This window comes from Burkholderia sp. AU18528, from assembly GCF_002223215.2.
GTDB classification, from domain to species: Bacteria; Pseudomonadota; Gammaproteobacteria; order Burkholderiales; family Burkholderiaceae; genus Burkholderia; species Burkholderia semiarida.
The window spans coordinates 1,115,438-1,137,538 of sequence record NZ_NKFC02000006.1; the positions used below are offsets into that span (position 1 = coordinate 1,115,438).

General features: G+C 67.5%; 20 protein-coding genes and 1 pseudogene. 12 read left to right on the top strand and 9 right to left on the bottom strand.

All coding sequences use genetic code 11. The features are described from left to right. Positions 1–82: 82 nt before the first annotated feature. On the bottom strand, positions 83–2,266 hold the full coding sequence (locus CFB52_RS21885; protein ID WP_099317414.1) for an FUSC family protein: 2,184 nt from the start codon (positions 2,264–2,266) through the stop codon (positions 83–85). Between the two features lie 199 nt (positions 2,267–2,465). Between CFB52_RS21885 and CFB52_RS21890 the strand changes: the two genes are divergently transcribed. After that, a complete protein-coding gene (locus CFB52_RS21890) occupies positions 2,466–3,413 on the top strand; it encodes a LysR family transcriptional regulator (RefSeq protein ID WP_099317415.1) in 948 nt (315 codons plus the stop codon). 110 nt (positions 3,414–3,523) lie between these two features. On the opposite strand, the gene CFB52_RS21895 is transcribed toward CFB52_RS21890, so the two are convergent. Both CFB52_RS21895 and CFB52_RS21900 read right to left on the bottom strand, forming a co-directional pair. Next, complete coding sequence (locus CFB52_RS21895; protein ID WP_099317416.1) at positions 3,524–3,826, bottom strand: DUF4148 domain-containing protein; 303 nt, start codon at positions 3,824–3,826, stop codon at positions 3,524–3,526. 230 nt (positions 3,827–4,056) lie between these two features. Continuing rightward, positions 4,057–5,199, bottom strand: a complete 1,143-nt coding sequence (locus CFB52_RS21900) for a porin (protein WP_099317417.1) — start codon at positions 5,197–5,199, stop codon at positions 4,057–4,059. Between the two features lie 337 nt (positions 5,200–5,536). Between CFB52_RS21900 and codA the strand changes: the two genes are divergently transcribed. The 5 genes and pseudogenes from codA to CFB52_RS34305 form a co-directional block, all read left to right on the top strand. Further along, positions 5,537–6,778, top strand: a complete 1,242-nt coding sequence (gene codA, locus CFB52_RS21910; protein ID WP_099317418.1) for a cytosine deaminase — start codon at positions 5,537–5,539, stop codon at positions 6,776–6,778. Between the two features lie 166 nt (positions 6,779–6,944). After that, positions 6,945–8,279, top strand: a complete 1,335-nt coding sequence (locus tag CFB52_RS21915) for a chloride channel protein (protein ID WP_099317419.1) — start codon at positions 6,945–6,947, stop codon at positions 8,277–8,279. A gap of 252 nt (positions 8,280–8,531) precedes the next feature. Further along, positions 8,532–8,846 carry a helix-turn-helix domain-containing protein gene (locus tag CFB52_RS21920; RefSeq protein ID WP_081059134.1) on the top strand — a complete coding sequence of 105 codons (315 nt, stop codon included), beginning with the start codon at positions 8,532–8,534 and terminating at the stop codon, positions 8,844–8,846. Next, positions 8,843–10,102, top strand: a complete 1,260-nt coding sequence (locus tag CFB52_RS21925) for a type II toxin-antitoxin system HipA family toxin (protein ID WP_099317420.1) — start codon at positions 8,843–8,845, stop codon at positions 10,100–10,102. Before CFB52_RS21920 ends, CFB52_RS21925 begins: the two co-directional genes overlap by 4 nt. Beyond that, positions 10,103–10,192 (top strand): annotated as a pseudogene (locus tag CFB52_RS34305) (TIGR00366 family protein); the annotation flags it as partial. A 93-nt stretch (positions 10,193–10,285) separates the two neighbouring features. On the opposite strand, the gene CFB52_RS21930 reads toward CFB52_RS34305, so the two are convergent. The 4 genes from CFB52_RS21930 to CFB52_RS21945 form a co-directional block, all read right to left on the bottom strand. Then, complete coding sequence (locus CFB52_RS21930) at positions 10,286–11,614, bottom strand: MFS transporter (protein ID WP_099317421.1); 1,329 nt, start codon at positions 11,612–11,614, stop codon at positions 10,286–10,288. 194 nt (positions 11,615–11,808) lie between these two features. Next, on the bottom strand, positions 11,809–12,741 hold the full coding sequence (locus tag CFB52_RS21935; RefSeq protein ID WP_060310983.1) for a 3-keto-5-aminohexanoate cleavage protein: 933 nt from the start codon (positions 12,739–12,741) through the stop codon (positions 11,809–11,811). 35 nt (positions 12,742–12,776) lie between these two features. Beyond that, the gene (locus CFB52_RS21940; protein ID WP_060967517.1) at positions 12,777–13,583 is read right to left on the bottom strand and encodes an SDR family oxidoreductase; all 807 of its coding nucleotides are present in this window, start codon (positions 13,581–13,583) and stop codon (positions 12,777–12,779) included. Positions 13,584–13,656: 73 nt separating this feature from the next. After that, positions 13,657–14,367 (bottom strand): GntR family transcriptional regulator, encoded by a 711-nt coding sequence (locus CFB52_RS21945; RefSeq protein ID WP_059574448.1) that lies wholly within the window; start codon positions 14,365–14,367, stop codon positions 13,657–13,659. Positions 14,368–14,752: 385 nt separating this feature from the next. Here CFB52_RS21945 and CFB52_RS21955 point away from each other — a divergent pair, with 385 nt between their 5' ends. Then, positions 14,753–15,205: a type VI secretion system amidase immunity protein Tai4 gene (locus CFB52_RS21955; protein WP_099317422.1), complete on the top strand. Its 453-nt coding sequence runs from the start codon at positions 14,753–14,755 to the stop codon at positions 15,203–15,205. 54 nt (positions 15,206–15,259) lie between these two features. Here CFB52_RS21955 and CFB52_RS21960 read toward each other — a convergent pair whose 3' ends face one another. Then, positions 15,260–16,051 (bottom strand): IclR family transcriptional regulator, encoded by a 792-nt coding sequence (locus tag CFB52_RS21960; protein WP_059574447.1) that lies wholly within the window; start codon positions 16,049–16,051, stop codon positions 15,260–15,262. A 160-nt stretch (positions 16,052–16,211) separates the two neighbouring features. Between CFB52_RS21960 and CFB52_RS21965 the strand changes: the two genes are divergently transcribed. The 5 genes from CFB52_RS21965 to CFB52_RS21985 all read left to right on the top strand — a co-directional run bounded on the left by CFB52_RS21965 (position 16,212) and on the right by CFB52_RS21985 (position 20,622). Further along, positions 16,212–16,988 carry an ABC transporter substrate-binding protein gene (locus CFB52_RS21965; RefSeq protein ID WP_059574445.1) on the top strand — a complete coding sequence of 259 codons (777 nt, stop codon included), beginning with the start codon at positions 16,212–16,214 and terminating at the stop codon, positions 16,986–16,988. 88 nt (positions 16,989–17,076) lie between these two features. After that, the gene (locus CFB52_RS21970) at positions 17,077–17,733 is read left to right on the top strand and encodes an amino acid ABC transporter permease (RefSeq protein ID WP_059574444.1); all 657 of its coding nucleotides are present in this window, start codon (positions 17,077–17,079) and stop codon (positions 17,731–17,733) included. Continuing rightward, positions 17,730–18,485 carry an amino acid ABC transporter ATP-binding protein gene (locus tag CFB52_RS21975; RefSeq protein WP_060310980.1) on the top strand — a complete coding sequence of 252 codons (756 nt, stop codon included), beginning with the start codon at positions 17,730–17,732 and terminating at the stop codon, positions 18,483–18,485. Before CFB52_RS21970 ends, CFB52_RS21975 begins: the two co-directional genes overlap by 4 nt. Further along, positions 18,482–19,792 carry an FAD-binding oxidoreductase gene (locus CFB52_RS21980; RefSeq protein WP_099317423.1) on the top strand — a complete coding sequence of 437 codons (1,311 nt, stop codon included), beginning with the start codon at positions 18,482–18,484 and terminating at the stop codon, positions 19,790–19,792. The genes CFB52_RS21975 and CFB52_RS21980 overlap by 4 nt, the downstream gene beginning before the upstream one ends. Positions 19,793–19,881: 89 nt before the next feature. Next, positions 19,882–20,622: a class I SAM-dependent methyltransferase gene (locus tag CFB52_RS21985; RefSeq protein WP_099317424.1), complete on the top strand. Its 741-nt coding sequence runs from the start codon at positions 19,882–19,884 to the stop codon at positions 20,620–20,622. Positions 20,623–20,646: 24 nt separating this feature from the next. Here CFB52_RS21985 and CFB52_RS21990 read toward each other — a convergent pair whose 3' ends face one another. Next, positions 20,647–22,068 (bottom strand): cytochrome-c peroxidase, encoded by a 1,422-nt coding sequence (locus CFB52_RS21990; RefSeq protein WP_099317425.1) that lies wholly within the window; start codon positions 22,066–22,068, stop codon positions 20,647–20,649. Positions 22,069–22,101: the final 33 nt, after the last annotated feature.

The window sequence follows — 22,101 nt, forward strand, 5'->3', positions numbered from 1 at the left end:
CGCACTGCTTAAAGATTAATCGCCGGGGCCGTAGAGCTTATTTCCATCCGGAACAACGATCCCGTTGCGCGCACATCCATCTTCAATGGCGGTGCCGGTTGAACGGCGCGTCCTTGTCGAGCAGCGCGCTGCGCATGAAGTGCAGGCAGCCGACGATCCGCTGCATGTTGCGGCGCGCGTCGGGCACCGCGTACCACGCCTGCAGCGCGTGCTGCGCCGCGCGGATCGCGAGATTCACGGATTTCAGCGTGCGCGCATGGCGGGCGGGCGTCGGATCGTCGAAGAAGCGCGGCAGTTCCAGCAGCACCGCATCGATCGAACCGGTCCAGCGTAGCGTCTGCGGCGGTTTCGACGCGCGGAACGCGTGCAGCTCGTCGCGCAGGTCGATCACGGCATGGCCGACCTCGAGCGTCGACAGCATCCAGCGCAGTGCATCGCGATGCTGCCGCGTGCGACGCACGAGCAGCGTACGCAATTGCGCCATCAGGTCGTGCGTGCTCGACTGGAAGCGCTGCGCGAGGCCGTTCGGCGCCCCTTCGCACGCAAGCGTCACCTGGCGGCGCAGGTCGTGCGCGATCCGGCCGGTGAGCCAGGGCATGTGGGTGGGGAACACGACGGCGAACACGAGCGAGCATGCGAGCATCGCGACGACGACCGCCAGCCCGTTGTTGATCAGCACTTCCGGCGTATACGCGATCGTGTTGTCGGGGCCCGCGAGCAGGCAGAAGAACACCGCGAAGCCGATCCCGTAGCCGGACAGTCCTGGCCGCATCGCGAGAAACGCGCCCAGGCCCAGCACGGGAGCCAGCGCCGCGCACAGCAGCGGGAAGCCGTCGATGTTCGGATAGACGTAGCACAGGAACACATAGCCGACCGCGGTCGCGAACGCGGCGCCGACGCCCATCTGCGCGACGAACTTCGGCGCGCGTGGCGAGGTCGAGCTGAGTGCGCACGCGATCGCGGTGGCGATCACCGCGAGCGAGCCGCTCGGCCATTCGGACGCGATCCAGAACGCGCTCATCGCACCGACGGCGATCACCGTGCGCAGGAACGCGAAACCGACGAAGAACGAATTGGTTTTGACCGCGTAATGCGTGACCGAGCGCTCGAACGCGTGATCGTCCTGGTCGAGCGACGCGTAGGTGTCGACGTAGCCGAGATATTCGCCGATGAACCGGTACAGCAGCTCGATCGCGGTATCGAAGTCGAGCAGGCCGCCGGCCGCGTGGTCTTCGAGCGCCCGGCGCGACGCGCGCGCGGCCTTCGGCAGCGCGGCATGGAAGCGGCGCAGGTCGAGCAGCGCGCCGGTGGTCGGTGCGATGCCGCGCTGGCGTTCGTCGCGCAACGCGGCGAAGCGCAGCGCGAGTGCGTCGACGTGCGGCGCCAGCGCTTCCAGCACCGCGTCCGAGCGATTCGCGCGCAGCCGCTTGACGAGCTGGTGCAGCGCATGCAGCCGCGTGCATGCGTTCATGAACTCGCTGTTCAGCCGCGCGAGCCGGCGGCTGCGCGCGCGAATGTGCGGATCCTCGAACGACGCGAACGCGCGGTTCGCTTCGAAGCCGACGATGTCGTCGACGAAGTCGGCGAAGCGCCGTTCGAAATCGCCGCGTGCGACGTCGCCCGCCAGTGCGCCGGCCGTGAATGCCGCGAACGTCGCGTGGCGTGCGCTCAACGAACGCATCAGCGCCTTCGCGGAACTCAACGGCAGGATCAGCGCGCTGACCGCGCCCGAGCACGCGATGCCGAGCGCGACTTCCGCGGCGCGCGTGAGCGCCGACTGGAACAGCGTCTGCGGCGTCATCACGGCCGGCAGGCCGATCAGCGCGGCCGTGTAGCCGGCGAGCACGAAACCGTACCAGCGGAAGTGGCGGTTGCGCACCGCGAGTGCGATGCAGCCGCCGATCCACAGCGTGATGCCGGCCATGTACAGCTCGGGCTGCTGCGCGAACAGCCCGCCGAGCGCGAGCGCGCCGACGAGGCCGGCCGCCGTGCCGAGCACGCGGTAGAAGCTCTTCGCGAACACCATCCCCGACAGCGGCTGCATCAGCACGAACACGGTGGTCATCGCGGTGCGCGGCTGCGACATCTCCAGGCGCATCGCGATGCCCATCGCCAGCAGCGCCGCGAGCACGGTTTTCGCGAGGTGCAGCCAGATCAGCCCGTCGGTCGCGGCCCAGTCGCGCGCCGCGTTGCCGAGTGGATCGAGCCATGCTCTCCATCGTGCGGGTTCGATGGAAGGTCGCTCGATCGCAGGTTGTGGCTTCATGAAAAGAGGGCCCAGGGCCGACCGCGCAAGGTGCCGCGGGACGCCCGAACGGGTCCGTTCGACGGGTGAGGCGCCGATTGTAGGAGTGAGGCGCCCGCGCATTAACGCAGTTGCGGGGAAACGATAGTTGCAGCCGGAGTAACAATCTGTCGCATTCGGTGGAGGAAAATGACGGCTCCGCTACAGGTTGCTCACAGGAATGGATACCCTACAAAACATGCGGGTGTTTTCGCGCGTCGTCGAGACGGGCAGCTTCACCGCGGCCGCGCAATCGCTGAATTCGACCACGGGCGCGATGTCGCGCGCGGTATCGGAGCTCGAGGCGCGCCTGCGCACCCGCTTGATGAATCGCTCGACGCGCCGTCTCGCGCTCACGTCGGCCGGTGAAAACTATCTGCGGCGCTGCCGCCAGATCCTCGCCGACGTGGACCGCGCGGAAGAAGAGGCGAGCTGCGCGCACGAGCGCCCGGCCGGCGTGCTGCGCATGCACAGCTTCGCGAGCGTCGGCCATCACTACGTATTGCCCGCGCTGACGCGCTATCACGCGCAGTTTCCGGACGTCTCGATCGAGCTGTCGCTGTCGCAGCGCATGCCCGACCTGTTCGACGGCACGAGCGACATGGCCGTCGTCACCGCGTCGTCGCTGCCCGACTCGGAGCTCGTGTCGCACCTGCTTGGCTCGACGTTCAGCATTCTGTGCGCATCGCCCGATTACGTGAAACGGCACGGCGCGCCGGCCCGCCCGCAGGATCTCGCCGCGCACGCGTGTCTGACGCTGTGTACGCCGGCGTTCCCGACGCACGAATGGGTGCTCGAAGGGCCCGACGGCGTTGAGCAGATCCACGTCGCCGGGCCGGTGCAGACCAATACCGCCGAATCGCTCGCGCTCGCGATCCGCGACGGCATCGGGATCGGCATGCTGCCGGTGTATTCGGCGATCGACGCATTGCGCGACGGCACGCTCGTCCGTGTGCTGCCCACGCATATCCTGCAGAAGATGAACGTGCACGCGCTGTACCCGTCGCGCCGCTTCGTCGATGCGAAGGTGCGGACCTGGGTCGAGATGCTGCGTGCGCAGGTGCCGGGGATGATCGCCCGCGACGTCGAGATGCTGAACGCGATCGACCGCGAACCGCAGGCCGCCTGAACGCAGGCCATCGGAACCCCGCGCGCGCATCGGCGCGCGGCGGCATGCTTCATGCAAACACCGGATACGCGCCGCTCGCAATGGATGCCCGATGCGAGTGACGCGCGCCGTCACAGCGCGGGCCTGGCCGCCGCGCCCGATTCGGTTGCCGGCTCGCCGGCCGGGCCGTAAGCGGCCTGCGCCGCTTTCCTCGCGGCGACACGCTTCGCCTGCAGTCGTTCCTGCGCGGCCAGGATGTCGTCCGGATAGTTGCCGACTTCACCGCGCGCCGGGTTGTAGCCGACCGATTCGAGATCGATCAGTTCCTGCAGCACCTGCGCGCGCGTGACGGGCGAGGTCGGCTGCTGGGCGAACGACAGGACCGGTGCGGCAAGCAGGACGGCAGCGGCGGCGGTTACGACGAGCAATTTCACGAGGTTCTCCTGAATACGGGGTGGGTGACCGCAGCGGCGCCTGACGCCCGGCTGCGACCTTCGACGTCAGTCTACGTAGCGCTGCCACGCGCAAACACCCCGATTTCAGGAGGGCTGCCTTCCAGAAAGCACAACATTGGTGCCGTCGCCCGCACTGGCCGAACCCGTGAGCGAACGCGGGCGCCGTGCATACGGGCGCCGTGCGCACGGGCACCGTTACGCGATGCCGGTCAGAACCGCGTGCGCATGCCGATCGTGCCGACCACCTGGTTCGCCGTGCTCGATGCGCCGCCCGACGTGTTGATGAACGCGTGGTAGCCGCGGCCGGACGCATGCTGGAACATCGCTTCCGCGTACAGGTCGGTGCGGCGCGACAGCTTGTACACGGCCTGCAGGTTGGCCTGATGCCACTTCGGAGCGGTGCCGTGCTTGCTGTCGGGATTCGACACGCTGGCGTCCGTGTACACATAGGCGGCGCCGACGCTGACGGCCGGCGTGACCGCATAGCGCACGTTCACGTCGTAGTTGTTGAACGCGATCTGGCCGCTGGAGCCGAACGCGCCCGTGTTGTCGTACTGCGAGCGCGTGTAGACGAAGCCGACCGTCGCCGGGCCGAACACGTAGCCGACGCCGCCGCCGTAGGTGCGCATGCGGTCCGAGCCGATCGACCAGCCACCCTGGTTCAGGCTCTTCGCCTCGGCCGAATCGAGCGCGCCCGGGCTCGCGCTCGTCGAGCCCTTCGTGCCGTTCATCTGCAGGTACGCGCCGGCCAGCTTCAGCGGGCCGTTCGTGTAGCTCGCGGCCACGCTGTACGCGCGGTTGGCACTGAAATTCGCCGAGTTGGAGAATGCGTACAGCGCGCCGACCTTGAAGCCCGCGATCGTGTCGCTCGTGTACTTGACCGCGTTGCTGATGCGCAGCGAGTGGTTCAGGTTGTCGTTGTCGAACGGATGCGCGAAGCCCGTATCGCCGAAATCGCCGGCCGTCGCCGACAGCGGCGCGACGAAGTCGACCATCGTGTCGTACTGGCGGCCGAGCGTCAGCGTGCCGTAGCCGGCCTGGCCGAGGCCGACATACGCGTGACGGCCGAACAGCTTGCCATCCTGGCCGAGCCCGCCGTTGTTCGCGTTGAAGCCGTTTTCGAGCACGAACAGCGCCTTCAGGCCGCCGCCGAGATCCTCGGTGCCGCGCAGGCCGAAGCGGCTGCCGTTGATCGTGCCGGTCGTCATGCGCCATTGCGACGCACCGCTTGCGTTGTTGGTATAGGCGATGCCGGCGTCGATCAGGCCGTACAGCGTGACCGAGCCTTGCGCGTGGGCGAGCGGCGCGAACAGGGCGGCGGCGCCCGCGCCGGCGATCAGGGTTTTTTTCATCGTGAAGCTCCTGCGTGTGGGACTGGAAACGAAAGTTCGGCGCAAGTATAGGAATGCGCGGCGTGCGCAAGGGCGTGGCGGCCGCGAGCGCACCGTTCCAGATCCGGCAAGAGTCGTTCACAAAACCGACACGACGTGTTGCGCGCGCCGGGCAGGCGGTTCTTGCGTGACGACCGGCGAGCGGCGTCCGTCCGGCGCGGCCCGGCTGTCGTGCCGATGCAACATGCACGGCACGTACGCGCGTCGCCGCTTTTCCTCCATACTGGTCGTCCGGACCGCACGGCCGCCGACGCAGATCGCGCGGCCGTGTTCATGCATACGACCAGAGGCCTCCCCCATGAACCTGTTCAACGTACGCCTGCGCGGCCGAGACGGCCTGTTCACGATCGGCATCGACGCCGGCACGATCGCGCGCATCGACGCGCAAGCCGCACCGATCGCGTCGACGAATCCCGACCATATCGATGGCGGCGGCCGTCTCGCGATTGCGCCGCTCGTCGAGCCGCATATCCACCTCGATGCCGTGCTGACGGCCGGCGAGCCCGCGTGGAACATGAGCGGCACGCTGTTCGAGGGCATCGAGCGCTGGGCCGAGCGCAAGGCGACGATCACGCACGACGACACGAAGGCGCGCGCGCATGCGGCGATCGGCATGCTGCGCGACCACGGGATCCAGCACGTGCGCACGCACGTCGACGTGACCGATCCGACGCTCGCCGCGCTGAAGGCGATGCTGGAAGTGAAGGACGAGGCGCGCGGGCTGATCGACCTGCAGATCGTCGCGTTCCCGCAGGAAGGCATCGAATCGTTCGACGGCGGCCGCGCGCTGATGGAGCAGGCGATCGAGCTCGGCGCGGACGTCGTCGGCGGGATTCCGCATTTCGAGAACACGCGGGAGCAGGGCGTCAGCTCGATCCGCTTCCTGATGGATCTCGCGGAACGCACGGGCTGCCTCGTCGACGTGCACTGCGACGAAACCGACGATCCGCAATCGCGCTTTCTCGAAGTGCTCGCGGAGGAAGCGCGCGTGCGCGGCATGGGTGCGCGCGTCACCGCGAGCCACACGACCGCGATGGGTTCGTACGACAACGCGTACTGCTCGAAGCTGTTCCGGCTGCTGAAGCGGGCCGGGTTGAACTTCATCTCGTGCCCGACCGAGAGCATCCATCTGCAGGGGCGCTTCGACACGTTTCCGAAGCGGCGCGGCGTCACGCGCGTCGCGGAACTCGATCGCGCCGGGCTCAACGTGTGCTTCGGGCAGGATTCGATCAAGGATCCGTGGTATCCGCTCGGCAACGGCAACATCCTGCGCGTGCTCGATGCGGGCCTTCATATCTGCCACATGATGGGCTATCAGGACTTGCAGCGCTGCCTCGACTTCGTGACCGACCACAGCGCGACGGCGATGCATCTCGGCGACCGGTACGGCATCGAGGTCGGGCGTCCGGCGAATCTCGTCGTGCTCGACGCGGACAGCGACTACGAAGCCGTGCGCCGGCAGGCGAAGGCCACGCTGTCGATGCGCGACGGCAAGATCATCATGCGGCGCGAGCCGGAGCGCATTACGTATCCGGATTGACAGGGCAAGACAGGCCGCTATGACCTGTCGTGCGTCGTGTATTCTAAAAATACATGAGTTGATCAAAAAAATACGTTTGCCTCATGATGGGCGCGCGCCTACGATGCGGTTCTGACGACGGCGCGCGTATTGCGCGCCGTCCTTTCGATCCTCGTTCGCCGACCCCATGCGCCTCGATCTTCCATCCGCTCCCGCTTCGTCTTCGCCGGCCGCCAGCCCGTTCGCGCGCCTGGCCGTCGTCACGGTCCTGACCGGCATCGGCGCGGGTCTCGGCGGCATGCTGCTCGCGTTGCTGCTGCATGCGATCCAGCACATCGCGTACGGCTACAGCGTCGCGCACGTGATCGGGTCCGAGAGCTTCCTCACTGGCGTGACCGCGGCCGATCCGCTGCGCCGGCTCGCGGTGCTGGCCGTCTGCGGACTCGTCGCCGGCGGCGGCTGGTGGGCGCTTTACCGGTATGGCCGGCCGCTCGTCAGCATCCGTCGCGCGGTGCGCGCGGCCGATCCGCGGATGCCGTTCGTCAGCACGACGGTTCACGCGCTGCTGCAGATCGTCACCGTCGCGCTCGGCTCGCCGCTCGGCCGCGAAGTCGCGCCGCGCGAAATCGGTTCGCTGCTCGCCGGGCAGTTCGCCCATGCGGCGCGACTCACGCCCGACGACTGCCGGCTGATGGTCGCGTGCGGCGCCGGCGCGGGGCTCGCGGCCGTCTACAACGTGCCGCTCGGCGGCGCGATCTTCGTGCTCGAGGTGCTGCTCGGTACGTTCGAGCTGCGTGCGCTGATCGTGGCGGTCGTGACGTCCGCGATCGCGGCGATCGTCGCGTGGATCGGCCTCGGCAACGAGCACCAGTACACGGTGCCGGCGTTCGTGCTGAGCACGCCGCTCGTCGCATGGTCGATCGTCTGCGGGCCGCTGTTCGGCTTCGCCGCGTACGGTTTCGTGCGGCTCACGACCGCGGCGCGCGCGAACGCGCCGAAGGACTGGCGGCTGCCGGTGTTCGCGCTGCTCAACTTCGCGGTGATCGGCTTGCTCGCGATCGGGTTTCCGCAACTGCTCGGCAACGGCAAGGGTCCGGCGTCGCTGGGCTTCGACGGCACGCTGACGATCGGGCTTGCCGCGGCGTTGTTGGTGCTGAAGGTGCTGATCGAGGCCGGCAGCCTGCGGGCCGGCGCGGAAGGCGGATTGCTGACGCCGGGTCTCGCGAACGGCGCGCTGCTCGGCGTCGTGCTCGGCGGGCTGTGGAGCGCCTTATGGCCCGGCGCATCGCTCGGCGGATGCGCGCTGATCGGCGCGACCGCGTTTCTCGCCGCGTCGATGCAGATGCCGATCACGGCCGTCGTGCTGATGCTCGAATTCACGCGCGCGAATCACGACTGCCTCGTGCCGATGTTGCTCGCCGTGGCCGGTTCGCTCGTGGCGTACCGGTTCGCGCAGCGGGTGGCGGAGGGGCGTGCGCGGGCGATCGCAGCTGTCAGCACGCTGGAGGCGGTTGCCCGCTAGCCGGGCTCACGGCCGGCCACATCCAGGGTACTGGCGAGCGCGACGAACCGCACCACGACTTGGCGTGTTCGGCGGGCGTCGCATGGACACTGGAAGGGCACGGGGCGCGCGCGTAATTCCCTTTTGAAGTGGATTATAACCGAACATCTCGCGGTAAGACCCAACAATCGGGGATTATATTTCTTGAGCGTATCTCGCTCATAACTCTATAATATTGTGAGTTATCAGAGATAAAGCATTCTAAGATCCACTATGTTGGAATTAAGTTTCCGCAAGCCCGACGAAATCGTCACCCTCCTTTGTGCGCGGCTTCGCACGGAGCGGCTCGCGTTGCAACTGACGCAGAGCGACGTAGCCGCGCGTGCCGGCGTCGGTGCCAATACCGTGTCCAATCTCGAAGCTGGCCGCAATGTGAGCCTCGAGACGGTAATCCGTGTAGCGATGGTTCTGGGACGAAGCAAGGAACTCGAGGGACTTTTCCTGCCGAAGCTCGATAGCCTGGAAGACGTTCACCGGTATGAAAAAAGTGCCAAACGCCGGCGCGTCAAGAGGGGTAACCAGAAATGATCGAGCGGATCGATGTCTACTACGACGGCTGGGGGGAACACTGGCTGTGGGGATCGATGGTTTCCACGACCGCGATCACGGGGCGCCCGTTGGTCGTATTCGAATATAGCGACGACGCGCGCAAGAGGGGGCTGGAACTGTCGTCTTATGCGCTCCCATTGCATGGGGCGAGGCTGCGCAAGGACTTTCCGGTCCACCAGCTTGGATTGCCCGGACCGGTCTATGACGCGTTGCCCGATGGATGGGGCATGTTGCTGATGGACCGCTTGTTCAAACGCCGCGGTCTCAACGCCGCACGTATCGGGCCGCTGGAGCGATTGGCTTACATTGGCAACCATGCAATGGGCGCCCTGTCGTTCGAGCCTGTCGCGCCCGAGATCCTGGCGCCGCGGCAGGATATCCCCCTCGCTCGGCTTGCGGCCGAGGTACAGGAAGTTCTCGATGGCGAGGGTGGCGAATTCCTTCATCAATTGCTGCAGGTCGGTGGCTCTCCGCAAGGCGCCAGGCCAAAGGCCCTGGTCTATCGTGATCCGCGGTCCGGCGTATTTACCACGGCCGCGGTGGCGGGCTTTGAAGCGTGGTTGGTCAAGTTCCCGGCTCGGCAAGAGCATCCCGAGGTGTGTGCGATCGAAATGGTCTACGCCGAGTGCTTGCGCATGTGCGGCATCGAGACCCCGGACACGCTGCATTTCAATTTGCCTGACGGGATGGCGGCATTTGCGTCCCGGCGTTTCGATCGACTGGACGGTCTGCGCGTGCCCATGCAAAGCGTTGCCGCGTTCACCGGCGCCGATTACAAAACGCCGGGTGCGCTGGATTACGTGAATTTCTTGCGCGCCACTCACATGTGCACCAACGACGTACGCGAGAAGGCGCGGGCGTTTGAACGGGCTGTCTTCAATGTCGCATTCAACAATCGCGACGATCATCCGAAGAACTTCGCGTACGTCATGTCGCGATCCGGCGAGTGGAAGCTCGCGCCGGCCTACGACGTGACATTCTGCGAGGGGCCGGGCGGTTACCACCAAATGGACGTCATGGGCGAGGCGCTGCGGATCGACCGAGCCGCATTGCTCGGACTGGCAAAGGAAGCGGAGCTTCCCGCAGCCGCTGCCGGCGACATGATCGACGGAATGTGCGGCGTGGCCAGCCAGTTTTCGACCATTGCGAAGTGCCGCTACGAGGGGATCATCACCGAAGACACCCTCATGGACATCCAGCGCCGAATCGACGAGAACGTTGCGCTGCTGCACTAGGGGCTCGGCATGCGCGACATCATGGGGTATTGCGTGACGACGATGCTGTTGTCGGGCGTCGTGTTCGTCGGGGCGATGTATCTGTTCTGACGACGTGAGGCGAGAGGCGAGAGGCGAGAGGCGAGAGGCGAGAGGCGGGCGGGGCTGAGCCCCCCTCCCGCCAGCTTGATTCCAGCCTGCCTGTCAGCCGCGCGACCGCGCGTCGGCGCGCTCGTGCCCGTGACGCAACGCGAGGCTCGCGACCGCCGCGACGACGAGCGCGGCTGCCAGCAGCGTCAGCCCGTTCTTCGCATTGCCGGTCGTCTGTTCGATCGCGCCGACGACGGTCGGCCCGACGAAGCCGCCGAGCAACCCGCACGTATTCACAAGCCCGAGCCCGCCGGCCAGTGCGCTGCCCGCGAGGCGCGACGCCGGAAACGTGAACACGATCGACTGCACGACGAAGAACATCGACGCGGCCACGCACACGCAGAGCAGCCCCGCCACCGGCGACGCATGCGCGGCGCCGACCATCCCGGCCGCCATCACGACGAGCCCCGCGCACAGCATCCGCCGCGAATGACGCGATTCGCGTGCGAAGCGCGGCAGCGTCCCGGCCCCGAGTGCGGCGGAGAGCCAGGGCAGCGACGTCAGCAACCCGACCGCCACCGGCGAAAGACGTCCCGACGCGCCGATGATGCCCGGCAGGAAGAAGATCACCGTGTAGATGGTCAACTGGTGGCAGAAGTACACGAAGATCGCGAGCCAGATCTGCGGATCGCGCAGCGCGGCGCCGAACGCATGGCTGCCGTGCGCGGCGACGCCCGCGTCCTGTTCGGCCGCGAGCTTCCGCTCGAGCGCGCGGCCGGTTTCCGGCGCGAGCCACGGCGCGGCGCTCGGACGGTCGGGCAACCGTGCCCACACGACGAATGCGAGCAGGATCGCCGGAATGCCTTCGACGACGAACAGCCATTGCCAGCCGTGGAAGCCGAACGTGCCGTCGAGCTCGATCAGCGCACCGGCGAGCGGCCCGCCGACGATGTTGGCGATGCACACGCCGAGCAGGAAGTAGCCGGTCGCGCGCGCACGCTCCTCGCGGCCGAACCAGTACGTCAGATACAGCATCACGCCCGGAAACAGGCCGGCTTCGGCCACGCCGAGCAGCAGGCGCATCACGTAGAACGACGTCTCGCCGCGGACGAACGCCATCGCGACCGACAGCGCGCCCCACGTGATCATGATCCGCGTGATCCAGAAGCGCGCGCCGACGCGATGCATGATCAGGTTGCTCGGGATCTCGAAAAGCGCGTAGGTCAGGAAGAACAGTCCCGCGCCGAGCCCGTACGCGGCCGACGAAATGCCGAGATCGACCCCCATCGAATGTTTGGCGAACGCGATGTTGGTGCGGTCGAGAAAGCTGATCACGTACGCGGCGATCAGCAGCGGCATGAGTTTGCGGAACAGCAGCCGGTTCAGCGACGCGTGCGCGTCGCCGGCGGCGGAAGGCAAGGCCTGGGCGTGATGAGTGGACATGCGGACGACTCCGGTAAGGGCGAACCGGCGCGCACGGCAAGCACGGCGCGCCGCGTTCGGCAAATGCCGCTGCGGTGCACGCAGCGGATGGGCAGACGACGGAGCCGCGCCGGCGGCGCTCGAATCGAGCGGGGCGATCAAGGGCGCCTTGTCACTGCGCTTGCGGATGCTGCTGTTGGGGGATGGCCCGGCGCTCAGAAATTCACCGCGTCGCCGCCCTTGAGCGCGAGCATCGCGCGCGCCTCGGCCGGCGTCGCGATCTCGAGCGACAGGCCTTCGAGCACCTGGCGCATTTTCAGGACCTGGGCGGCGCTCGATTCCGCGAGCTTGCCGGGCGCGATCCACAGCGAATCCTCGAGCCCGACGCGTACGTTCGCGCCCTGCGCGGCGCCGATCGTCGCGAGCGGAATCTGGTTGCGCCCGGCGCCGAGGATCGACCACACGTAATCGCCGCCGAACAGGCGGTCGGCCGTGCGGCGCATGTGCATCAAATCCTCCGGATGCGCGCCGATCCCGCCGAGCAGCCCGAACACGCTTTGCACGAAGAACGGCGGCTTCGCGAGCCCGCGATCGACGAAATGCGCGAGGTTGTACAGGTGCGAGATGTCGTAGCACTCGAATTCGAACCGCGTGCCGTTCGCGCCGCAGCGCGTGAGGATCGTCTCGATGTCCGCGAACGTGTTCTTGAACACGAGATCGCGGCTTTTCTCGAGATGCTCGCGCTCCCACGGATGCTTCAGCTCGCGAAAGCGCTCGAGCATCGGGTACAGCCCGAAGTTCATCGAGCCCATGTTCAGCGACGCGATCTCGGGCTGGAAGTGCAGTGCGGGTTGCAATCGTTCGTCGACCGTCATGTGCGGGCTGCCGCCCGACGTGAGGTTGATCACCGCGTCGGTCTGCGCCTTGATGCGCGGCAGGAATTCGGCGAACACGGCCGGATCCTGCGTCGGCCTGCCGTCGGACGGGTTGCGTGCGTGCAGGTGCAGGATCGCCGCGCCGGCCTGCGCGGCCGCGACCGCGGCCGTTTCGATTTCGTGCGGCGTCACGGGCAGGTACGGCGACATCGACGGCGTATGGATCGCGCCGGTCGGCGCACAGGTGATGATGACTTTGCGAGCGTTTGCCACGGATGGATTCCTTTCGATGAACGATGCAGGAGGGCTCAGAGCACTTCGACGTTGCCGCAGACGGAGATCGCCTGGCCCGTGATCCCGTGCCCGCCCGGCGAGCACAGGAACAGCGCGGTCGCGGCGATTTCGGCCGGATCGGTCATGCGCCGCAGCGAGATCTTCTCGAGATAGCGCTTTTCCATTTCGTCGTAGCCGATGCCGAGCTGCTGCGCGCGCGCCTCGATCACGCGGCGCATTCGCGGGCCGCGCACGATGCCGGGCTGGATCGCGTTCACGCGGATGCCGAGCGGCCCGAGCTCGATCGCGAGGCTCTTCACGAGGCCGACCACCGCCCATTTGGTGGCCGCGTACGGCGTGCGGAACGCATAGCCGAGCCGGCCGGCGACCGACGACAGCGCGATGATCGCGCCGCCGTGTTTCGACTCGCGCAGCAGCGGCACCGCGCGGCGGGCGAACTGGAATTGCGCGTTCAGGTTGATCGCGACGGTCTGCTCCCACTGCACGGGGTCGATTTCGTCGATGCCGCCGGTCGGGCCGGCGATGCCCGCGTTGTTGACCAGCACGTCGAGGCCGCCGAGCGTGGTCGACACGTCCGCGAACACGCGCTCGACGGCGGCCGGGTCGGATACGTCGGCGAGCGTCGCGCCGATCGCACGGGCCGCGGCGCGCGGCGGCCGGTCGGCGAGCGCCGCGATCGCGGCTTGCGACGCGTCGCACACGTGCACGCGCGCGCCGCATTCGGCGAACGCGTCGGCGATTTCGAGGCCGATACCCGACGCGCCGCCCGTCACGAGGACGCGCAGGCCGTCATAGGGTTTCAGTAGTTCGGAAGCTGTCATGCCGGGTCGTCTCCATCGTTGGTGTAGTGGGATGGCGGCCGCTCGTGCGGCGGGCGGCCGTGGCAAGCGGTCGCTACGGTTTCGCGTTCACGGTCCGCGGTGTCTGTTCGGCCCGCAGCGTCTCGGCGAGATCGTGCGCGGCGCCGCCGATGTCGAGCGCGATGCCGGCCCGCACGCCCGCGCCGTCGCGCCGTTCGAGCGCATCGACGATCGCGCGGTGCGCATCCATCGAGCGCCGCATGTGCGGGATGTCGAGCGCGACCATGTTGAGGAACGGGCCGACGCGCATCCACAGGTTCTCGACGATCGCGAGCGTGTTTTCGCTGGCGCCGTGCGCGTAGATCGCGCTGTGGAACGCGAAATTGCTTTGCAGGTAGGCGCGCGAGCGGCCGGCCTCGGCGTGCGCCTGCATCGTTTCGCAGGTCTTGCGCACGGCCGCGATCTGCGCGTCGGTCATTCGGGCGCACGCGCGCTCGGCGATGCAGCCTTCGAGCGCGATGCGCACGTCGCGCAGTTCGTCGAGCATGTCGAGCGTCATCGGCGGGACGACGAGCGCCCGATTCGGGCCGTCGACCAGCGCGCGTTCGGCGCGCAGCCGCGTGAGCGCGGCACGCACGGGCATCGTCGACGAGCCGACCGCCTCGGCGACGCTGCGCAGGCTCAGCGCCTGGCCAGGCGCGAAGCGGCCGCTCATCAGCGCTTCGCGCAGTTGCTGGTAGACCTTGTCTCCCATCGTTTCCTGTTCGATGGCTTTCAGGGCGGGCGGAACGATACGAGGCGGCAAGGCGGGGTTCTCCTGGGTTTGATCTGCGATCTGTGATCACACTGGCGATGGGTGAAGTCTTGACGATCGGGGGAGCCGAGTCAAGTCGAACGGGATCGGGGAAAACGAGGGGGGCGGGTGGGCGAACAGGCTCGCAGACCGATGCGTATCCGGTCGCTCTTTCTTGTCGAAACCCTTCCATTCAGGGCCGCGACAGTCGGCAATACTTTTCCACGTCAAGGTTCGATCCGGGTCTCGCGGCACGGGTCCCGCGTTGCGCAACATCGATCGGGATGGCATGGAGCCGAGCCACGCTATTCAACGGGCGCACATGTTACGACCATTGCTACTTCAACGAGCCGGGCGCGCGGTATCGTACCGATCGCGCAAATTTTTGGAGCTTGTCATGAGGGGAGTCCGGATCGCTGCCGCGTTCGCGTGCATCGCGTTTCAACCGGCGATGGTCGTGGCGAAGGACGCCGCACAGCAGTCGCCTGAAGCCGGCTCACGGACTTACCTCCAGAACTTCAAGGACATGGTGCTTGCGGAGTGCCTGGCTACCGCTTATAAGCACGAGCCCGGCGCGAGCACGGACATCGGCAGCAGCGCCAGCGCGTTGCGCGACTGGACCTACTACGACATGGAACGTGCGCCGGACGTGATTCACGCGCTGGTCGCGAAGTATCTGGCGCGCGACTATCGGAATCCGATTGTCGAATCCGAAGTCCGGGATGTGAAGTTCGACTTCCTGAAGTGCATCGATCTGTATCACGGCAAGGAACTGGACGCTGCGGCGAAGAAGCTGGTATTGCGCCCGAACGGTACCTACCGGGCCGAGCATTCCCCAAAGCCGCAGTAGCGATCAAACGCCGCTGCGCAATGCAGCGGCGCGCCGTGCGTCATTTCCCCGGCGCTATTCAAGCGTCCGGATCGAATTGCTGATGCCGCGCGCGCAGTCGATCACCGCCGGCGCGAGCTTGCGGCGCGCGTCGTCGAACGTCCAGCGGCTCGTCGGTGCGACCACGTGCACGGCCGCGACCGGCTGTCCCTGACTGCCGAGCACCGGCGCCGCGATCGACATGTCCCCGATGAACAATTCTTCCTGGTTGGTCGCGTAGCCTTCGCGCCGCGCGCCATCGAGCAGCGCGACGAGCTCGTCGAGCGCCGTGACCGTGCGCGGCGTATGCGGCGTGCGCACCATGCCGTCGAGCCGCGCGCGCGCATCGTCCGGCGGCAACGCGCTCAGGAACGCACGGCCGGAGCCCGTGCAATACATCGGGATACGGCTGCCGATCGGCATGTGGATCGGCACGAACTTGGTGGACACGAAACGCGCGACGTACACCATTTCATCCTCGTCCGGCTCGGTGAGGTTGGTGGTTTCGCCGGTCAGGTTCGTGAGCTCGGACAGGAACGGATTCGCGACGTCGATCAACGTGTCGGCCGCGAGATAGTTGAAGCCGATCCGCATCACGTGCGGTGTGAGCTGGTAGCGGCGCGTGACCGGATGCTTGCGGATGTAGCCGAGCTTCTCGAGCGTGTAGACCATTCGCTGCGCGGAGCTTTTCGTCATCCCGGCCGCGTCGGCCACTTCCGCCAGCGTCATCGTGCGCCGTTTCGCGCTGAACGCGCGCAGCACGTTCAGCCCTTTCTCGAGCGACTGGTTGAACAGCAGATCGTTTGATTGGTCGGGCAAGGTGTCCATGGCGCGGGGCGCGATCGATTCGATATCGCATCATATCGTATCGAATATCGATACGCAAAAATCTGTTTGCGATATTTTTGATTCGTTCTAAGATCGGGTCATCGTCGCAGTGTCGATCAGCGGCCGGCCGGCGCATCGGATTATTCGAGAAGGAGTCACCATGGTTCCGTTCATCAAGCGGTTCGGCGCACTGGCCGCCGGTTTCGCCACCTGTATCGCACTCTCCACGGCTTCGGCGAGCGCCGTTGCCGCCGAGCCCACGCTGAAGGTCGGCGCGACGGCCACCGGCGTGCCGTTCACGTTTCTCGACGTCAAGAGCAATTCGATCCAGGGGATGATGGTCGATGCGATCACGGCAGCCGGGAAGTCGGCCGGGTTTCGCGTCGACGTGCAGCAGACCGTGTTCTCCGCGCTGATTCCGTCGCTCACCACGCAGAAGATCGACATCATCTCGGCCGCGATGCTGAAGACGCCGGCGCGCCAGCAGGTCGTCGATTTCTCCGACACCGTCTACTCGTTCGGCGAAGGCCTGATCGTGAAGGCCGACGACCCGGGCCGCTATACGTCGATGGACGATTTCAAGGGGCAGGCGGTCGGCGCGCAGGTCGGCACGGCGTTCGTCGACGCGCTCAACAAGAAGGGCATCTTCAAGGAAGTCCGGACCTACGATTCGATCGCCGACATCATGCGCGACGTCGCGCTCGGGCGCATCAAGGCCGGCTTCGCCGACCAGCCGATCGTCGCGTACCAGATCGAGCACGGCGTCAATCGCCAGGTGCGGCTCGTGCCCGAATACCAGAGCGTCGTGAAGGGGCAGGTGTGCTTCATCGTGCGCAAGGGCGACACCGCCATGCTCGAACAGCTCAACGGCGCGATCCGCAAGATGAAGAGCGACGGCACGCTGCAGCAGATCCTGCAGAAGTGGCACATGAGCTGAGCGTCCGCGCCCGAGTTCCGACCGGTATCGCCCGCGCGTCGCGGGCATCCACGGCGGCGCGCCGTCCGGGCGTCGCATAGGAGACCTCATGTTTTTCCAGAACGCGATCGATTTCCTGCCGATCCTGCTGAAGGGCGCGGTGGTCACGATCGAGATCACCGCATGCGCGTTCGTGCTCAGCTCGGTGCTCGGGCTGATCCTCGCATTGCTGAAGGTGTCGCGCAATCGGGCCGTATCGACGGCCGGCAGCACGATCATCAACGTGATCCGCGGGCTGCCGATCATCGTGCAACTGTTCTATATGTACTTTGTGCTGCCCGATCTCGGCGTGCAGCTGTCGGCGTTCCAAGCTGGCGTGCTGGGCCTCGGCATCGCGTATTCGGCGTATCAGGCCGAGAATTTCCGCGCGGGCATCGAGGCGATCGACCGCGGCCAGATCGAGGCCGCGCACGCGATCGGCATGCGCGGCCCGATGATCATGCGGCGCGTGGTGCTGCCGCAGGCGTTCCGCATCGCGCTGCCGCCGTACGGCAACACGCTGGTGATGCTGCTGAAGGATTCGTCGGTCGCGTCGACGATCACGGTCGCCGAGATCACGCGCGCCGGCCAGCTGATCGCGTCGTCGACGTTCCAGAACATGAGCGTCTACACGCTCGTCGCACTGCTGTATCTCGCGCTCGGCCTGCCGCTGATGTTCGGCGTGAACCGGCTCGGCAAGCGGCTCGCACTGAGGAGAGGCGCATGATCCGGATCGATTCGATACACAAGCGGTTTCAGCAGCACGCGGTGCTGAAGGGCGTGAGCCTCGACGTGCGGCAGGGGGAGGTCGTGTGCCTGATCGGGCCGTCGGGTTCCGGCAAGTCGACCGTGCTGCGCTGTATCAACGGCTTCGAGACCTACGACGAAGGGTCGATCACGATCGACGGCGTGAAGGTCGACGCGCATTCGAAGCGGATCCACGAATTGCGAATGCGGGTCGGCATGGTGTTCCAGCGCTTCAACCTGTTCGCGCACCGCACCGCGCTCGAGAACGTGATGGAAGGGCCCGTGCACGTGCGGCGCATGCCGGCCGCGCAGGCGCGCGAGCAGGCCCGCGCACTGCTCGACAAGGTCGGGCTCGCGCACCGGATGAATGCGTATCCGTCGGAGCTGTCGGGCGGGCAGCAGCAGCGCGTCGCGATCGCGCGCGCGCTCGCGATGGAGCCGCAGGCGATTCTGTTCGACGAGCCGACGTCGGCACTCGACCCCGAGCTCGTCGGCGAAGTGCTCGGCGTGATGCGCGGGCTCGCTCGCGACGGGATGACCATGGTGGTCGTCACGCATGAAATGGCATTCGCCCGCGAGGTGGCCGATCGCGTGTGCTTCCTGCACGACGGCACGATCTGCGAGAGCGGACCGGCGCGCGACGTGCTCACGCAGCCGACGCATCCCCGTACGCAGGAATTCCTGCGCCGCTTGCTGGCGTCGGACGGCGCCGACCACCCGGATCGAACATGAGCGCAACGAACGCGGCACCCGGATGGCCCGGCTCGCGGTGGCCGGATTCGCTGTGGGCGGCGACCGCCGCGCCGGCGCCCGATACGCCCGCGCTCGACGCGTCCGCGTCGTGCGACGTGGCGATCGTCGGCGCCGGCTTCACCGGCCTGTCGACCGCACTTCATCTGGCCGAGCGCGGCGTGAACGTCCGCGTGATCGACGGCGCGCAGCCGGGGTGGGGCGCGTCGGGCCGCAACGGCGGGCAGGTGATTCCCGGGCTGAAATACGACCCCGACGAACTGGTGCGCCGGTTCGGCGACGCGGCCGGCGAGCAGCTTGCCGGCATCGTCGGCGGCGCGGCCGACACGGTGTTCGACCTGATCGCGCGGCACGCGATCGACTGCGATGCGCGTCGCGAGGGCTGGATCCAGCCGGCGCCGACCGCCGCGATGCTCGATACGGTCGCGCGCCGCGCGCAGCAATGGGCCGCGCGCGGCGCGCCGGTCGACGTGCTCGGCCGCGACGACGTCGCGCGGCGGCTCGGCACGCCAGCGTATGCGGGCGGCTGGATCGATCGCCGCGCGGGCAGCGTGCAGCCGCTCAGCTATACGCGCGGCCTGGTGCGTGCCGTGCAGGCGAGCGGGGCGGTCGTGCACGGAGCGACCCGCGCCGTCGGGCTGACGCGTGCCGACGGCCGCTGGCGGATCGCGACGTCCGGCGGCGCGACGCTGTCGGCCGAGCGCGTCGTGATCGCGACCAACGGCTATACGGACGGGCTGTGGCCCGGCTTGCGTCAGTCGGTGATCGCCGCGAACAGTTTCATCGTCGCGACGGAACCGCTCGCGCCGGCGCTTGGCCGCGACATCCTCGCCGGCGGCGAAGTCGCGTCGGATGCGCGGCGCCTGCTGCTGTACTTCCGCCGCGACGCGGCCGGGCGCCTGCTGATGGGCGGCCGCGGCCCGTTCGCCGAACCGCGCGCGCCGAGCGACTGGCGCCATCTCGAACGCGCGACGACGCTGTTGTATCCGCAACTGAAGGGTGTCCGGTTCGAATACCGCTGGGCGGGGCGCGTCGCGATCACCGCGGATTTCCTGCCGCACGTGCACGAGCCCGCGCCGGGCGTGACGATCGCGCTCGGCTACAACGGCCGCGGCATCGCGATGGCGACGACGCTCGGCAAGCACCTGGCCGCGCATCTGTCGGGCGATGCGCAACTGCCGCTGCCGTTCCGGGTTTCGCCGATCCGACCCATTCCGTTGCACGGGCTGCAGCGCTTCTATATCGCGGCCGGAGTCGCGTGGTATCGGTTGCTCGACAGTCTGTCGTGACGCAGGCGCGACAAGGTCGCCGTCCAGGTCGCCATCCGTCGTCCGATCGGGCAGAATCGGCCTGCCCAGTTTCCACCGACGGATGCCGGATGACCGAACCGAATGACCCGAACCAGCCGCCCGGCCGCCGCGCTTACGCGAGCTTCGCGCAACGCTATGCGGACATCGCGCCGACCAAGGCGCACAATGCGCTCTACGAGCGTCCGGCCACCCTGGCGCTGCTCGGCGACGTCGACGGCCTGACGGTGCTCGATGCCGGCTGCGGGCCCGGCATCTGCAGCGCGCACCTCGCCCAGGGCGGCGCGACCGTGCATGCGTTCGACGTGACGCCCGAGATGGTTGCGCTCGCGCGAACGCGCTGCGCGGGGCTCGCGGTCGACGTCACGGAAGGCGATCTGGAGGCGCCGCTCGCGTGGCTGCCCGACGCGTCGGTCGACAAGGTGCTGTGCTCGCTCGCGCTCGACTACGTGCGCGACCTCGCACCGACGCTGCGGGAATTCCGGCGCGTCGCGCGCCCCGGGGCAACGCTCGTGTTCTCGATGGCGCATCCGATGCGCGACTGGTTGGACGAACGCACGCGTGGCGACGGCACCTACTTCGATACCTCGCGCTTCGGTTTTCACTGGTCGGGGTTCGGCGAGCCGCGGCCCTACGTCGAGGCATGGCGGCGGCCGCTCGCCGACATCCTGAACGCGGTCGCCGACGGCGGCTGGCGGCTCGACCGCTTCGTCGAACCGAAGCCGCTGCCGGAAATGAAAGCCGTGTCGGAACGGCTTCATGCGGAGCTGTCGCTCGCGCCGGCGTTTCTCTGCATTCGCGCGCGCTGCTGACGCGGCGCTGCGCTCGGCCGGCGTTCAGCGCTGCGGCGGCGGGTCCGTCAGCGTGCCGAGAAACGCTTCGATATCCTTGATGTCCTGCGCCGTCATCGCGGGTTTGTCGCCGGGCTTGCGATCGAACGGCGCGTCGGTCACGTCGACGTTCGCGCGATATTTCGGCGGGATATCGTCGTATTCGTCGATCTTGCCGTCCGGCCCGCGCGGATAGAACTTCTGCGGCGAGATGCTGCGCTCGTTGTAGAACGCCATCACCTGGTCGAGCGTATGGAATACGCCATTGTGGAAGAACACGTGGCGCGTCGCCGCGTTGCGCAGCGTCGGCGTCAGGAACATCCCGCAATACTGCGTCTGGTCCTTCAGGTCGTCGCGGAACGGCCCGCATACGCCGAGATCGTGGAACGCCGGGTTGCGGTTCTGCGCGAGCGCGCGGTTGCGCGGCGCGCCCAGCGCCTCGTACTGGTAGTCGGTAAACATCGGCGGCAAGCCGTCCTTGCCGGGCTTCGACAGATGGCAGCCCGCGCAATTGGCCTTGTCCGGATCGTTGAACAGGCGCAGGCCGCGCAACTCGGCCTGCGTGAGGCGCGCGCGGCCTTCGAGCCAGCGGTCGTACTTGCTGTCGTACGGATGGAACGACGGATCCTCGACCTGGTAGCGCGCGATCGCGAACATCGCTTCCGATACCGCGAGCTGCGGCGTGGAGAACACGCGCGCGCCGAACAGTTGCTCGAACTGCGCGCGATGCGACGACTGCGCGAGCTTGCGCGCGACGTCGTCGATGCTCGCGTTCGCCATCTCGACCGGATTCAGCAGCGGCCCGAACGCCTGTTGCTGCAGCGTATCGGCGCGGCCGTCCCAGAACATCCCGCCCTGCGGCACGAGCTGCGGCGCCGCCGACGTTCCGGCCACCTTCTGCGCCTTGACGACGCCGGCCGCCGCCGCGGCCTGCTGCGCGACGCTCGGCGCGGCGTCGTTCTCGCCGGCATCGGGACCGATGCTGAAATTCGGCTGGCGGTACAGGTACATCAGCGACGGCGGCGGACGATAGCCCTGCTGCGTCATCGCGAGGCCGCCCGGCTGCACGTCGAGCGCATTCGGCGGGCCGTACGCGTGATCGGGGCTGTGACACGACGCGCACGACTGCTTGCCCGACGCCGACAGCGACGGATCGTGGAACAGCGCGCGTCCGAGCTGCGCGACCGCCGACAACGGCTGTGCGGCAGGCCGCTGCAACACGACCGGATGCGGATTCGCGCCCGTCCAGTCGGCGACCACGGCGCCGATCGCCGCCGGCACCTGCGCGGGAAACGCGATCGCGAACGCGCCATAGCCGAGCACGGCCGCGCCGAGCACGAACGCCGCGCGGCGCAGCAGGCGGGAAGGGGCGCGCGGCGCGGGCGCGCCGGCGGCATCGGGAGACGGAAACGCGGGGCGAGCTGTCATGCTGTCGGTCGAAAATCGGGCGTCGCACGAAGC